The 14,038-nt window shown below is 58.9% G+C and carries 14 protein-coding genes (1 of these 14 running past the window's edge); 4 read left to right on the plus strand and 10 right to left on the minus strand.

Annotation, left to right across the window (positions count from 1 at the left end; genetic code table 11):
- The 6 genes from msrQ to JOE29_RS20455 all read right to left on the minus strand — a co-directional run.
- Positions 1-597: the 5' portion of a protein-methionine-sulfoxide reductase heme-binding subunit MsrQ gene (msrQ, locus tag JOE29_RS20430; RefSeq protein ID WP_103363293.1), read on the minus strand. The gene continues 36 nt to the left of window position 1, outside the view; only the first 597 of its 633 coding nucleotides appear in the window; its start codon is at positions 595-597; the stop codon falls past the left edge of the window.
- Positions 597-1,610, minus strand: a complete 1,014-nt coding sequence (gene msrP / locus JOE29_RS20435; RefSeq protein ID WP_024691980.1) for a protein-methionine-sulfoxide reductase catalytic subunit MsrP — start codon at positions 1,608-1,610, stop codon at positions 597-599. The genes msrQ and msrP overlap by 1 nt, the downstream gene beginning before the upstream one ends.
- A gap of 69 nt (positions 1,611-1,679) precedes the next feature.
- Positions 1,680-2,525: a CDP-diacylglycerol--serine O-phosphatidyltransferase gene (gene pssA / locus JOE29_RS20440; protein WP_003317706.1), complete on the minus strand. Its 846-nt coding sequence runs from the start codon at positions 2,523-2,525 to the stop codon at positions 1,680-1,682.
- Between the two features lie 146 nt (positions 2,526-2,671).
- A complete protein-coding gene (gene ilvC, locus JOE29_RS20445; RefSeq protein WP_003427449.1) occupies positions 2,672-3,688 on the minus strand; it encodes a ketol-acid reductoisomerase in 1,017 nt (338 codons plus the stop codon).
- A 47-nt stretch (positions 3,689-3,735) separates the two neighbouring features.
- Positions 3,736-4,227: an acetolactate synthase small subunit gene (gene ilvN / locus JOE29_RS20450; RefSeq protein WP_002552075.1), complete on the minus strand. Its 492-nt coding sequence runs from the start codon at positions 4,225-4,227 to the stop codon at positions 3,736-3,738.
- A gap of 2 nt (positions 4,228-4,229) precedes the next feature.
- The gene (locus tag JOE29_RS20455; RefSeq protein ID WP_003317709.1) at positions 4,230-5,954 is read right to left on the minus strand and encodes an acetolactate synthase 3 large subunit; all 1,725 of its coding nucleotides are present in this window, start codon (positions 5,952-5,954) and stop codon (positions 4,230-4,232) included.
- Between the two features lie 397 nt (positions 5,955-6,351).
- Here JOE29_RS20455 and JOE29_RS20460 point away from each other — a divergent pair, with 397 nt between their 5' ends.
- Positions 6,352-6,768, plus strand: coding sequence for a DUF4124 domain-containing protein (locus JOE29_RS20460; protein WP_210079810.1), 417 nt, complete (start codon positions 6,352-6,354; stop codon positions 6,766-6,768).
- A gap of 11 nt (positions 6,769-6,779) precedes the next feature.
- On the opposite strand, the gene JOE29_RS20465 is transcribed toward JOE29_RS20460, so the two are convergent.
- From JOE29_RS20465 to mrcB, 3 genes are read right to left on the minus strand one after another with little or no spacing between them, the layout of a single operon-like run.
- Complete coding sequence (locus JOE29_RS20465) at positions 6,780-7,109, minus strand: YqcC family protein (RefSeq protein WP_003392631.1); 330 nt, start codon at positions 7,107-7,109, stop codon at positions 6,780-6,782.
- A complete protein-coding gene (locus JOE29_RS20470) occupies positions 7,109-7,852 on the minus strand; it encodes a lipoprotein (RefSeq protein ID WP_044313578.1) in 744 nt (247 codons plus the stop codon). The genes JOE29_RS20465 and JOE29_RS20470 overlap by 1 nt, the downstream gene beginning before the upstream one ends.
- 17 nt (positions 7,853-7,869) lie before the next feature.
- Positions 7,870-10,191 (minus strand): penicillin-binding protein 1B, encoded by a 2,322-nt coding sequence (gene mrcB / locus JOE29_RS20475; protein WP_003427455.1) that lies wholly within the window; start codon positions 10,189-10,191, stop codon positions 7,870-7,872.
- Between the two features lie 130 nt (positions 10,192-10,321).
- Here mrcB and JOE29_RS20480 point away from each other — a divergent pair, with 130 nt between their 5' ends.
- Both JOE29_RS20480 and JOE29_RS20485 read left to right on the plus strand, forming a co-directional pair.
- On the plus strand, positions 10,322-11,860 hold the full coding sequence (locus tag JOE29_RS20480) for a bifunctional aminoglycoside phosphotransferase/ATP-binding protein (protein WP_210079811.1): 1,539 nt from the start codon (positions 10,322-10,324) through the stop codon (positions 11,858-11,860).
- A 100-nt stretch (positions 11,861-11,960) separates the two neighbouring features.
- Entirely contained in the window at positions 11,961-12,305 is a 345-nt protein-coding gene (locus JOE29_RS20485) for a pentapeptide repeat-containing protein (RefSeq protein WP_003317715.1), read from the plus strand.
- A gap of 356 nt (positions 12,306-12,661) precedes the next feature.
- Here the strand turns inward: JOE29_RS20485 and deoC are convergent, their stop codons facing one another.
- Positions 12,662-13,447: a deoxyribose-phosphate aldolase gene (gene deoC / locus JOE29_RS20490; RefSeq protein WP_003392637.1), complete on the minus strand. Its 786-nt coding sequence runs from the start codon at positions 13,445-13,447 to the stop codon at positions 12,662-12,664.
- Between the two features lie 241 nt (positions 13,448-13,688).
- On the opposite strand from deoC, the gene JOE29_RS20495 reads away from it, so the two are divergent.
- A complete protein-coding gene (locus JOE29_RS20495) occupies positions 13,689-14,018 on the plus strand; it encodes a Rieske (2Fe-2S) protein (RefSeq protein ID WP_153222703.1) in 330 nt (109 codons plus the stop codon).
- The last annotated feature ends 20 nt before the right edge of the window (positions 14,019-14,038 follow it).

A 14,038-nucleotide genomic window follows, 5' to 3' on the forward strand; every position in this document is an offset into this window, starting at 1 on the left:
CGCGGCGCCGCCTAGACGTGGGATTCGCCTAGCAAACACGGGAATCCGCAGCAGTAACAGGAATGCACCTATCCCCGCATACAACGCCCACTCTTTAAGATCGGCCCGGACAATCCAGAACATATGCAGCAAACCCAGCCCCAGAATCACGTAGATGATCCGATGCAGCTTTTTCCAGCGTGCTCCCAGACGGCGCTGGCTATAACGGTTGGATGTCAACGCAAGCGCAAGCAGCCCCAGCAACGCCAGCGCGCCGACGATGATATAAGGACGCTTGACCAGCTCGACACCCAACTGCCCCCAATCCAGCCCCAGAATGAACAGTGCATACATGGCCAGGTGGAGCAACGCATAGGCAAAACACCACAGGCCCAGCTGGCGACGCACCACAATCCACCCGGACCAACCGGTAAGGCGCTGCAACGGTGTCATGGAGAGCGTGATCAGCAGCATGACCAGCGTCGCCACTCCGAAGTTCTCCACAAGGACTTTGCCGGGGTCAGGCCCGAGCGCAAAGATCCATGCCTGGTACAACCACCACACAGGCGCAATGCAAGCGGCAAGAAATACAGCCAGACGCAAAAACGGATATCGCATCAATAGTCCTTCCGCAAATCCATGCCGGCGTACAAGGCACCCACCTCTTCTTCATAGCCATTGAACATCTTCGTGTCGCGCAGATTCGGGCTGAACAGGCCGCTCGGCAAGCGACGCTCACGCGCCTGCGTCCAGCGCGGGTGATCGACAGTCGGGTTGACGTTGGCATAGAAGCCATACTCGTTTGCCGCAATGCTTTGCCAGGTAGTCTTCGGCTGCTCACTGACCAGGCTGATACGCACGATGGACTTCACACTCTTGAAACCATATTTCCATGGCACCACCAGGCGTAACGGTGCGCCATTCTGGTTAGGCAGTTCACGCCCGTACATGCCCACCGCCAGAATCGCCAGAGGGTTCATCGCTTCATCCAGACGCAGCCCTTCTACATAAGGCCAGTCGATCAGTGCGAAATCAGAGCGCTGACCCGGCATGGACTTGGCGTCCTCCAGCGTTTCGAAACGGATGTACTTGGCTTTGGAGGTCGGCTCTACCTGCTTGAGCAACGCAGATATAGGAAAGCCGATCCACGGAATGACCATCGACCAGGCTTCGACGCAACGCAACCGGTAGATCCGCTCTTCCAGCTGGTAAGGCTTCATGAAGTCTTCGAGTGCATAGCGGCCAGGCTTGGCGACTTCACCATCGATCACGACACTCCAGGGCTCGGTCTGCAGAGAGCCGGCATTCTTTGCCGGGTCGCCCTTGTCAGTACCGAACTCATAGAAGTTGTTGTAATGGGTCGCGTCCTTGAACGGAGTGATCGCCTCGTCCTTGACGTTGACCGCCTGCCATTTCGTCGCAGGCAGTTTGTCCGCGAACCAGCCCGGCGCTTTACCTGGCTCGACATCGGCATACCGCGAAGCATCGGCGGCACCGGCCCATCGCGGCATTGCCGTGACGGCAAGACCTGCAAGCGAGCTGGCGAGCAGTGTGCGTCGCGAGAGATAAATGGATTCAGGCGTGACGTCCGACTCTTTGGAGTCGGACGCAGAAGGAAGTTTGATTAGCATGATGACTCCGCAGGCCAGGGAACTGATGCACCAATAGACTACGGAGTATGGTGGAAATTAGATCATTGACTAGGCTTTGCGGCGACGTAATAGATACTGAATGGGGCCGGACAGAGCGTAAGCGAGGAATATCAGCAGCAAAATGCGCGGCGGGTCGCTGAATACGACAGCAAACACCAAGACCACCGCCAGAATCGCAACGAAAGGCACACGCCCCTTCAAGTCCAGTTCCTTGAAGCTGTTGTACTTGATGTTGCTGACCATCAGCATACCGGCGGCGGCGACCAGCAACGCAACGAGAAACGACAGCTTGGAGCCCTGAATCCCGAAATCGCTGAATGCCCAGACCGTGCCGGCCACTACACCTGCCGCTGCCGGACTGGCCAAGCCGATGAAGTAGCGTTTGTCAGCCTTGCCGACCTGAGTATTGAACCGTGCCAGACGCAATGCAGCGCCGGCTACATAGATGAAGGCAACCATCCAGCCCACCTTGCCCATGTCGCCCAGTGCCCAGCCGAACGCCAGCAACGCCGGGGCCACACCAAAGGCAACCATGTCGGACAGCGAATCGTACTCGGCGCCAAACGCGCTTTGCGTATTGGTCATGCGCGCCACACGACCATCCAGGCCGTCGAGCACCATGGCCACGAAGATCGCAATCGCAGCGAATGCGAAATACTTGCTCGCACCGGCGGTGTCACCTGCACTCATCGCGCTTTGAGCGCTCATGGAGCTGATGATGGAATAGAAGCCCGCAAACAGATTTGCAGTGGTAAACAGGTTAGGCAGCAGGTAGATACCGCGATGCCGGACTTGCCGGCCTTCGGCATCATGCCCTTCTTCTACATGTTCATCGATCGGTAGCAGACTTTCAGCGTCAGAGGCCTTGATGGGCTCTTCAGGACGTTCGCTCATGGAGATTACCTTGCAGCGGTATGAAAAGGTTCGACACAGGTCTGCAGCGAGGGTTCGCCAGCAAACAATTGCAGCTTTATACCAGAGCCTGACCCATAACGAAAAAACGCGACCGATGGGCCGCGTTTTTTTGTGAAGCTGAATGCTTAGTTCTTGTCTTTGTCGACGATTTTGTTCGCCGCGATCCAAGGCATCATCGAGCGCAGTTTCTCGCCGATGATTTCGATGCCGTGCGCAGCGTTGTTACGACGTTTGGCAGTCATCGACGGGTAGCCAGTGGCGCCTTCGGTGATGAACATCTTCGCGTATTCGCCGTCCTGGATGCGCTTCAGAGCGTTACGCATGGCCTGACGGGATTCGGCGTTGATGACTTCAGGACCGGTCACGTACTCGCCGAACTCGGCGTTGTTGGAGATCGAGTAGTTCATGTTGGCGATACCGCCTTCGTACATGAGGTCAACGATCAGCTTCAGTTCGTGCAGGCATTCGAAGTAAGCCATTTCCGGCGCGTAGCCAGCTTCAACCAGCGTTTCGAAACCGGCTTTGACCAGCTCGACAGTACCGCCGCACAGAACAGCCTGCTCGCCGAACAGGTCGGTTTCAGTCTCGTCCTTGAAAGTGGTTTCGATGATGCCGGTACGGCCGCCGCCAACGCCCGAAGCGTAGGACAGGGCAACGTTCTTGGCGTTGCCGGAAGCATCCTGATAAACCGCGATCAGGTCAGGGATACCGCCGCCCTTGACGAACTCGGTACGCACGGTGTGGCCTGGAGCCTTCGGCGCGATCATGATCACGTCGAGGTCAGCGCGCGGCACGACCTGGTTGTAGTGAATCGCGAAGCCGTGGGAGAACGCCAGTGTTGCGCCCTTTTTCAGGTTCGGCTCGACTTCGTTCTTGTACAGCTGGGACTGGAACTCGTCCGGGGTCAGGATCATGACCACGTCGGCAGCAGCAACGGCGGAAGCGACGTCGGTCACTTTCAGGCCATGAGCCTCCGCCTTGGCGACAGTAGCCGAACCTTTACGCAGGCCAACAGTGACATCAACGCCGGAGTCTTTCAGGTTGCACGCCTGTGCGTGGCCTTGCGAACCATAGCCGATGATGGCGACTTTCTTGCCCTGGATGATCGAAAGGTCACAGTCTTTGTCGTAGAAAACTTTCATGGAAATCCCCTGTTATCTTGGCCACGCAGGCCATTTGCTTAATTGATTTAAATGCTCAGCACTTTGTCGCCACGGGCAATGCCCGTTACGCCACTGCGTACTGTTTCCAGGATAGCGGCGGTGCCGATGGCCTGAATGAAGCTGTCCAGTTTGTCGCTCGTGCCGCTCAGTTGCACGGTGTAAACGCTGGCGGTGACGTCGACGATCTGTCCGCGGAAAATATCCGTGGTGCGCTTGATCTCGGCCCGCTGTGCGCCAGTGGCCTTGACCTTGACCAACATCAGTTCGCGCTCGATGTGGGCGCTTTCCGACAGGTCGACCAGCTTGACCACTTCGATGAGCTTGTTGAGGTTCTTGGTGATCTGCTCGATCACCTCATCATGACCCACGGTGGTGAGCGTCAGACGCGACAGGGTCGGGTCTTCGGTCGGCGCAACCGTCAGGCTTTCGATGTTGTAATTACGCTGGGAGAACAGACCAACGACGCGCGACAGTGCACCCGGTTCGTTTTCCAGCAGCAGGGAAATGATATGGCGCATGATTATGTCCGCTCCGTCTTGCTCAACCACATATCGCGCATGGAGCCGTCCTTGATTTGCATCGGATAGACGTGCTCGGTCACATCGACCTGAATATCCATGAACACCAGCCGGTCAGTCATGGCAAAGGCTTCTTCCATCTTCGGCTTCAGATCCTTCAGGTCCGTGACACGCATGCCGACGTGGCCATAGGCCTCGACCAGCTTGACGAAATCAGGCAGCGACTCCATGTAGGAGTGCGAGTGACGCGCGCCGTAGCTCATGTCCTGCCACTGGCGGACCATGCCCAGCACACCGTTGTTGAGCAGAATGATCTTCACCGGCAGACCGTACTGCAGGCAGGTCGACAGTTCCTGGATGTTCATCTGGATGCTGCCTTCACCGGTCACGCAGGCGACGTGCGCATCCGGAAAGTTCAGCTTGACGCCCATCGCCGCCGGGAAGCCAAAGCCCATGGTGCCCAGACCACCCGAGTTGATCCAGCGGTTCGGCTTGTTGAAGCGGTAGTACTGCGCAGCGAACATCTGATGCTGACCGACGTCCGAGGTGACATAAGCGTCGCCCTTGGTAACTTCGCACAGCGTTTCGATAACGGCCTGCGGCTTGATGACCGTGCCATCGCCACGGTTGTACGGGAACAGATCACCCGTACCGCGCCACTCGTCAATCTGCTTCCACCACGCGGCAACGGATGCCTTGTCGGGTGTCTCGCCGATCTCTTTCAAGGTGGCGACCATTTCGGTCAGCACGCTTTCGACAGGACCGACGATAGGCACATCGGCCTTGATGGTCTTGGAGATCGAAGCCGGGTCGATATCGATGTGGATAATCTTGGCGTTCGGGCAGAACTTGCTGGCGCCGTTGATGACACGGTCATCAAAGCGCGCGCCGACTGCCAGGATCACATCGGTATGGTGCATCGCGAGGTTGGCGGTATAGCTACCGTGCATCCCGAGCATGCCGACGAACTGACGATCCGTGCCCGGATAGCAACCAAGCCCCATCAGGGTGTTGGTTACCGGTGCATCGAGCAGTTGCGCCAGTTCGGTCAGTTGCGCCGAAGCATTGCCCATGATCACCCCGCCACCGGCGTAGACGATCGGGCGCTTGGCAGCCAGCAGCATCTCGACGGCCTTGCGGATCTGACCGGAATGGCCACGAACCGCCGGGCTGTAGGAGCGCAGCTTGGCTTTTTTCGGGAAGACGTATTCGAATTTTTCGGCCGGGTTGGTCATGTCTTTCGGAATATCGACGACCACCGGCCCCGGACGACCGGACTGCGCCAGGTAGAAAGCCTTTTTCAGGATTTCCGGGATTTCCGACGGGTGCTTGATCATGAAGCTGTGCTTCACGATCGGCCGGGAGATACCGATCATGTCGGTCTCCTGGAACGCGTCGGTGCCCACCAGCGTACTGGCTACCTGACCGGACAGGACCACCATCGGAATCGAGTCCATGTACGCCGTAGCGATACCGGTAATGGCATTGGTTGCACCAGGACCCGAAGTCACCAGCACCACGCCCGCCTTGCCGGTAGCCCGCGCATAGCCATCGGCCATGTGCGTGGCAGCCTGCTCGTGGCGAACAAGGATGTGGCTCACCGCCGGTTCTTTGAACAGGGCATCGTAGACATGCAGGAGGGCACCACCGGGGTACCCATAGATATGCTCAACGCCTTCGTCACGCAAAAAGCGGACGACCATTTCAGCGCCAGATAAAAGCTCCACGTTGTTCACCTCTAAAACGCCAGAATACCGCCCACTCCGGGACGGGTCTTAATAGGTTTACTGCCAGCAGAGCATGAGCGACGGTGGTCGCCGACTACGTCAGCACTGACTGAGCAAGTATTGGGAGGTCCCTGAGTGTTGCGGAACATTCCCACCCAGCGCGAGGTAACGCGTTGCGGGTGTTACAGGTCGGCGCGGGTGTGCGCCTCATGATCTACCGAGAGGGTCTGCTTCTGGCAGTCCTTCTACAGCGAACTTTGGATTGTTGTGATTCCCCCCCTTCAAGTCAAGCGATCCGTGCGCTTTCTTGAAACCCGGCGAGTGAAATCGCACCGTTTCGGACTGAAATGCACTGTTATGGTAGCTTTCTGCATGCACAGACTTTCAAGGACCCGACATGCATTGGATGATTCTCGCCGCCGCGCTGGCCATCAGCGCAACCAGCCAGGCCGCTTCGATCTACAAGTGGGTGGATGCCCAGGGCGTGACGCACTTTGATGCCCAGCCGCCCACTGGCCAGCCGGTGCAGGAAATCAATGTGCAGACACCGCCACCCGCTGCCGCGCCGGGCATGCCAGCGGACGATGGGGCTGCGCAGCAACGCGAGATTGACCAGAAAGTCAAAAGCCAGGTGAAGGCTCAGGAAGCCAAGCGCGCGGAAAATTGCGAGACCTTGCGCACCAATCTTGCGCAGTTGCAGAACAATCCACGCGTGCGCGAGCAGGTTGGAGGGGAGTCGAGGCGCCTTACGGATGAGAACCGCAGGACGCGTATCGACGAAACCAACAGGGCTATCAGCGAATACTGCCGCTAGAAGCGCGCCGATCAGCGCGCTGCTGTAATCAGCTGGTCGAACCGCGCCAGATGCGCTTGCAGTTGCCGGGTTTCACTCATGCACCCGGCATAAACCATCTCGGCCATTTCCAGAATGCCGGAAGCATTGGGTAATGGCAGGTCACGCTCAAGGATGACCTTCATCCGCGGCAGGAAAATCCATTGCAGCCACTGGGCGAACTCCAGGGTATCGACGCTGAACGGCTCCTGACTGGCGAGCGCCTGCTCACTGGGCGGTGTCGCATCCCACCAGCCCAGCAGGCGCAACTCGCGCTCTATCAACAACAGTTGTTCGGCAACCTCAGGCAAACGTCCGTCCATCAGCGAGCCTTTTGACGAGCCAGGGCAGCACCGGCCGCATCACCTTGCTTTTCGCGTGACTGAGCGATCAATCCCCACAGACTGGCCTGAAGGCTGGTGCGCCCGTTGGCGTAAGTCAGACCACGACGTGCCAGTTGCTCGGCCTGGGCCGCATCGCCCTGAGCCAGACGCACCTGAGCCAGACGATAAAGCACTTGCGGCTCGCGCGGTGCAACTCGCTGCGCCCGCTCGAGACTGGACGACGCGCCGTTGAGGTCGCCACTGGTCTGCTGTTGCTGTGCGGTGGTCAGCAATGCCAGTACAGGCCCGTCAAGTTGCTCGTCCTCTGACAGACCGCCACCGCTGGACGGAATTCCGGTCGGGGCAGAGGCGGCCGGCATGCTGTAACTGTTGTTCGCGGGAGCCTGACTGACCGGGGCCTGATTGACAGGAGCGGCATCGACAGGCGGAGTGTTGACACTGAACGGTGCCTGACTGGCGGGCGCAGAGTAACTCTGTCCTGCATCGGCGCCGCCCGCGCCCGGCACCATCACTACGACGCCCGAATCCTGCGGTACAGCTTGCGGCTGCTGTTGCACCGGAGCGGTGTTGGTGCGGTAAGTACCGTTACGCGAAGCTGCCGCACGTTCGCCGTTGGACACCTTGGAGCTCGAATCCACGACCGGAATCGAGCCGCGTTCCACACTGGCGCAGCCGTTCAGCAAGGCCAGTGCCGTTAAAGCTGGAATCCACCATTTATTCACTTCAAAACCTCGATTGCCTAGTTCAACCAACCCTTGACCCAGTCCATCACCTCAGTGGCAGGTGCCGGAGCGCCGCCGCATGTCGCGCCAGGCTGGGGCTCACTGCCGCGAATATACGGCATCTGCACGGCATTCGGGCAGCTTGCATCCGAACCCTGACCGGTCTGCGCATCGACCCACGCCTGAACGACGTTGTCCGGCATCGCCATGTCCAGCGGCAGCGGACCGGCCTTGCGCATGAAACTGGTCCAGACCTGCAGGGCACCGGTGGCACCGGTAAACGGTGTCTTGCCGTTGTCGTCGCGACCCATCCACACAACGGCCAGCAGGTCCTGACTGAACCCGGCAAACCAGCTGTCGCGCGAGTCGTTACTGGTGCCGGTCTTGCCCGCCAGATTCAACGAGCTCGGCAACACGTTGTAAACAGATTTGCCTGTACCTTCGCGCATGACCCGCTGCATCGCATTCTGCACCAGGTATATGGCACCCGGATCGAAGCGCTGTTCAATCTGGAACGGATAACGCTTTAGCGGCTCGCCTTCAGCGGTGAGCACGCTGCGAATACCACGCATCGGCGTATTGAACCCGCCGCTGGCGATGGTCTGATACATGGTGGCCACTTCCATCGGACTCAAGCCACCCGCACCCAGCAGCATCGACGGATAGGTCGGCCATTCGCGCGTCACACCCAGCTTGGCCAGCGTCTTGAACACGTTTGGAATGCCCAGTTCAAGACCCAGCTTGGCGGTCGACAGGTTGTAAGAATGCGCCAACCCCTGATACAGGAAGATATTGCCGTGTGACTTGTGATCGTAGTTCTGCGGTTTCCAGATCTGGCCATCGGCGCCCTTGACCTGGAACAGTTCGTCGGCGATCCAACTGGTCAAGGTGTACTGGCTTGGCCGTTCGAGTGCCGTCAGGTAAATAGCCGGCTTGACCAGCGAGCCGATCGGCCGAACCGCGTCGATCGCCCGGTTGAAGCCCGAGAACCCGGCCTCACGCCCACCGATCAACGCCTGCACTTCGCCGGTTTCCGGGTTGGTGACGACCATGGCCGACTCCACCTCATCAGAACCCTTGCGCCCGGCGAGCTTCTTGAACGTATCGTCCATGGCAGCCTGGGACTTCATCTGCAGGATCGGATCGAAGCTGGTAAAGATCCGCAGCCCTTCTTCCGTCAAGTCTTCGTCGCGATAGTCTTCGCGCAGCTGACGCTTGACCAGATCGAGGAACGCCGGGAACGAGCTGTCGGCGAGGGTCCCGGTCTTGGTCACACCCAGTGGCATTTTCTTCGCCGCGGCAACCACTTCCGGCGTGGCGACGCCCTGCTGCTCGAACAGATCGAGCACCAGATTGCGACGCTCCAGAGCACGCTCCGGATTACGACGCGGGTTGTAGAAGGACGGCCCTTTGACCAGACCGACCAGCATCGCCACCTGATGGATTTTCAGTTCGGACAGCGGCTGGCTGAAGAAATACTGACTGGCCAGACCGAAACCGTGAACAGCACGCTGGCCGTCCTGGCCGACGAACACTTCGTTGAGATAGGCCTCGAGGATTTCCTGCTTGCTGTAATGGATCTCCAGCAAAACGGCCATCATGGCTTCGGTCAGCTTGCGGGTCAGGCTGCGTTCGTTGGTCAGGTAGAAGTTCTTGACCAACTGCTGGGTCAGCGTACTGCCGCCCTGGCGCATCTGCCCCTGCGAGGTATTGACCCAGATCGCCCGGGCAATGGACTTGGGCGACACGCCGAAGTGGTGATAGAAATCCCGGTCCTCGACCGCTACCAGCCCGTCGAGCAGATAGGGCGGCGCCTGATCCAGCTTGATCAGGATCCGGTCTTCCAGGTTCTTCGGGTACAAGCCGCCGATCAGCAACGGCTCAAGCCGCGCCACCGCAAGCTTTGCACCATTGCCCGAAGACAAGTCAGCTACGTAGTCACCGGAAAAGCGCACGCGCACCTGCTGCGCTGCGTCAGTGCCTTCGTAGAACTGAAAACCACGCGTGTTGAGGTCGACGGTATTGCCGTTCACGGCTGCGGCACCGGGGCCGTTCGCCACGCTTTCGCGGCGATAGCCCAGGGCGTCCAGTTCGATGAGAAAGTCATCACGGCTCAGCTTCTGTCCAACGAACAGCTCCAGCGGCCGTGCATAGACCTTGGCCGGGATGGTCCAGCGCTTGCCGGAGAATTTTTCCTGGACGATTGCATCGAGATAAATGGCCAGGCCGCCGAGCAGAACCAGGCCGACAATACCGAGCTTCAACGCCCAGCCCAGCCACTTGTTAAGGCTGCGGGGAGGTTGTTTTTTTGCAGAACGAGAGGTGCGGGATCGAGTCATGGGCGCGGATTATACGCACTTTACCGAGGATCGACAGACGCCCGAGTCAGCGGTTTGCAGCCTCGCGCCAAGCGGCCATAATGGCAGCATCGTGTACTTACATTTTGAACACATTCCTGAAGGATCGACCGTGAGCCAGTCTTTGATTGCTGCCCTGCAGAACCCTGCCCTCTTCCCCCATCCGGTGGAGAGTTTCCAGGTCATCGAAACGCACATTTCCTGGGTGCTGCTGACGGGTCCGTATGCCTACAAATTCAAAAAGCCGATGAACTTCGGCTTTCTGGATTTCACCACGCTGGCCCTGCGCAAGCATTTCTGCGAAGAAGAGCTGCGCCTGAATCAGCGTCTGACCGACGACCTCTACATCGGAGTCCTGCCGATCACTGGCACAGAGAACGCGCCACAACTGGGCGGCGACGGCGAAGCCATCGAGTACGCGCTGAAGATGAAGCAGTTCTCGCAGGATGGTCTGCTGAGCACGCTGCAGGCCAACGGTGAAGTGACGACTGCGCACATCGACGAACTGGCGAGCCAGATTGCCGGCTTTCACCTGACCTCACCGCAGGTCGGGGCCGAAAGCGAACTCGGCTCGCCTGACAGCGTGATGGCCCCGGTGGTACAGAATTTCGAGCAGATTCGCCCTCTGCTGAGCGAAAAATCCGACCTGGCACAGCTTGATGCCCTGCAGGCGTGGGCAGAGTCGAGCTTTGCGCGACTCAAGCCGCTGCTGGCTCACCGCAAGGCCGACGGGTTCATCCGTGAATGCCATGGCGACATCCATCTGGGCAACGCAACGGTGATTGACGGCAAGGTAGTACTGTTCGACTGCATCGAGTTCAACGAGCCGTTCCGCAAGACCGACGTCTACGCCGACATAGGCTTTCTGGCAATGGACCTTGAGGACCGTGGCCTGAAATCGCTGTCGCGGCGCTTGATCAGTCAGTACCTCGAAGTCACCGGCGACTACGCAGGCCTTGAGCTGTTGAACTTCTACAAGGCCTACCGCGCAATGGTCCGCGCCAAGGTGGCACTGTTCACCCAGCCGGCCAATGCCGACGGTTTACAGCGCGCGGCGACGCTTCGTCAATACCGCAATTATGCCAATCTGGCCGAGAGCTACAGCGCCATCCCTTCGCCGTTTCTGACGATTACCCACGGTGTCTCTGCCGTCGGCAAAAGCCACGTAGCAATGCGTCTGGTGGAATCGCTGGGCGCCATCCGCCTGCGCTCGGACGTAGAGCGCAAGCGCCTGTTTGCCGGCCAGGGCCAGGATCTGTATGACGCGCAAGCCAGCAGCGCAACTTATGCACGCCTGCATGAGCTGGCCTCCGCAACACTGCGCGCGGGCTTCTCGGTGGTAATCGATGCGACCTACCTGAAGCGCGAGCAACGCGATGCGGCGGCAAAGATTGCGGAAAACACCGGTGTGCCGTTCCTGATTCTGGATTGCGAAGCACCACAGGCAGTGATCGCTGGCTGGCTTGCGCAGCGTCAGGCACAGAACAACGACCCCTCCGACGCCACACTGGAAGTCATCGAGGCTCAGCAGGCCAGTCGCGAGCCGCTAGGCGCCGACGAAATCCTGCGCAGCAAGAAGGTTGCAACCAACGTCAGCAGCGACCTGGACAGCCTTATCGACAACCTGCGTCAGCGCCTGCCGGGCCTGTAAACAGACGCATGGCCGTTGAGCGGTTAATGCTTCACGGCCTCAAGATGATGGCGATATACTGGCGCCATAATTCCAACGCAACGACATGTCCGAGGCCATCATGAGCCACCCCAAACAGATCGACTCACCGCTTTATATGCTGCTGCGCAAAGATGACGTCGAAGGTTTCAATCAAGAGAAACCACGAACCGGCACCATCGACATGGTCGGGGGCGACTTCAGAGGGCTGGACCTGCGCGAGCTGGACACAGCCGGCATCGACTTCACCGACGCCTATTTTCGCTCTGCCGACCTTCGCGGCCTGGACCTGCGCAATACGCCGATGGAAGGTGCGAGCATCGCTCACGCACAGATTTCAGGGGTGTTCTTCCCGGCCGAACTCTCGGCTGACGAGATCCTGATGTCGGTGAATTTCGGCACGCGCCTGCGCTACCGTACCCACTGATACCGCAAAAACGTTGCAGCCTGCATGCGCGATGCATAGCGGGCTGGCGATGTATCGCACTCTTTTCATGCCCCCCTTCTCTTGCATGCGCAACCCGGTCTTCGCTGTGCTCAGCACTTTTTAGCCCTCAAATATGCGTGCTGAATCAGGCGCAGGCACCGGCGTCCGGGCCACCAAAAGAAATGTTGACTTACAAATGAGAATCGTTATGATTATCACATCCGGTCGCGAGACTGGACGGTAGCCTGAAAGACCTTGGTTCGGACTTTCAGATTATCTCCTCATCAGGCTAATCACGGTTTTTGACCCGGCTCTTTGCCGGGTCTTTTTTTGCCCGGCACAAAACCACCGGTCATTCAAAAGCCAGCGCCGCCACCATGGGATTCGAGCAGGCCGAGCCTTGCCAGCAAATCGTCCAGCAAGCTCGATCCTCCCAGCCGTAAACGTCCGGCGCTGATCCATTGCAGACCAAATCGCGCGCGGACCAGTGCCATGTAAACACGCGCCTCGTCGAACGTACGGATCCCGCCTGCAACCTTGAGCCCCACTTGTCCACCTACGTCAGCAATGGACTCCAGCATGATCCGTGCAGCCTGCGGCGTGACATGCGTGGCGGCCTTGCCCGTGCTGGTCTTGATGAAGTCAGCGCCCGAAACAATCGCATCGCGACACGCATCGAGGATCATTTGCGAGTCACGCAAGTCACCGGTTTCAAGGGTCGCGGTAAGCCTGACCTGCCCGGCACACAAAGCCGAACACGCCGAAATCATCGCCAGGCCGGGCTGCCGATCTCCGCCGAGCAACGCGCGAAAGGGATACACGACGTCGATCTCATCCGCGCCAGCCATCAGCGCAGCGCGTACCTGGGCGATGACTGACTGAACATTGCTGCTGCCATGAGGAAAATTGACCACGGCGACGACCTTGATATGACGAGCCTGTAGGCGATCCAGCGTGGTGCGTGCCAGACACACGAAACGTTGCTGGACGCTGACCGCGGCAACCGGCCCCACAGGCGTACATGCACGCCGACAGATGCCGACAATGCGCTGCTCCGTGTCGTCTGTATTGAGGGCGAACAGCTCAAGCAACCCGATGACCTGACGCGCCAGTCGCTCATCATCTGCTGTCATCTCTTTCATAGTGTTTCCGCTCTGCAAGACATGAGCGGACGATATACGGCTGCCACGCTTACAGGCACGAGTGACGTGCTTAGAGACGAAGGCTACAAAAAGACAGGAAAGAACCGACGCAGCCTGTAATGACTTCAACGTAACGCAGCGCATCAATCCGAAGAAGATGCCAGACTTGTCCGATCAGGCACCGCCCCGGAAAACTGGCACCCTTAAAACGATCCCCGAAGAACTGGCCAATGGAGGCTTCTTGATATTCCTTTGCACTTCAAGCCACCTGCCCGAAGCCCACAGCAAAGGCTTCGCGCTGGGCGAACATGCGCTGTTTGCCGTGCGCCGCCAGGGCGAGGTGTTCGTCTACAAAAACCGCTGCCCGCATCGCGGTGTTCCGCTGGAATGGCAACCCGATCAATTTCTGGACAGCAGTGCAAGCCTGATCCAGTGCGCTACGCATGGGGCGTTGTTTCTGATCGAGAACGGCGAATGCGTTGCCGGGCCTTGCGAAGGCCAGTCCTTGACGGTCATCAAAAGCCGTGAAGACGCCGAGGGCATCTGGGTGTCGCTGCATCTGGAGGCATGACGGAGTCTGAACCGCCTGTA

The organism is Pseudomonas sp. PvP009, from assembly GCF_017832995.1.
Lineage (GTDB): Bacteria > Pseudomonadota > Gammaproteobacteria > Pseudomonadales > Pseudomonadaceae > Aquipseudomonas > Aquipseudomonas syringae.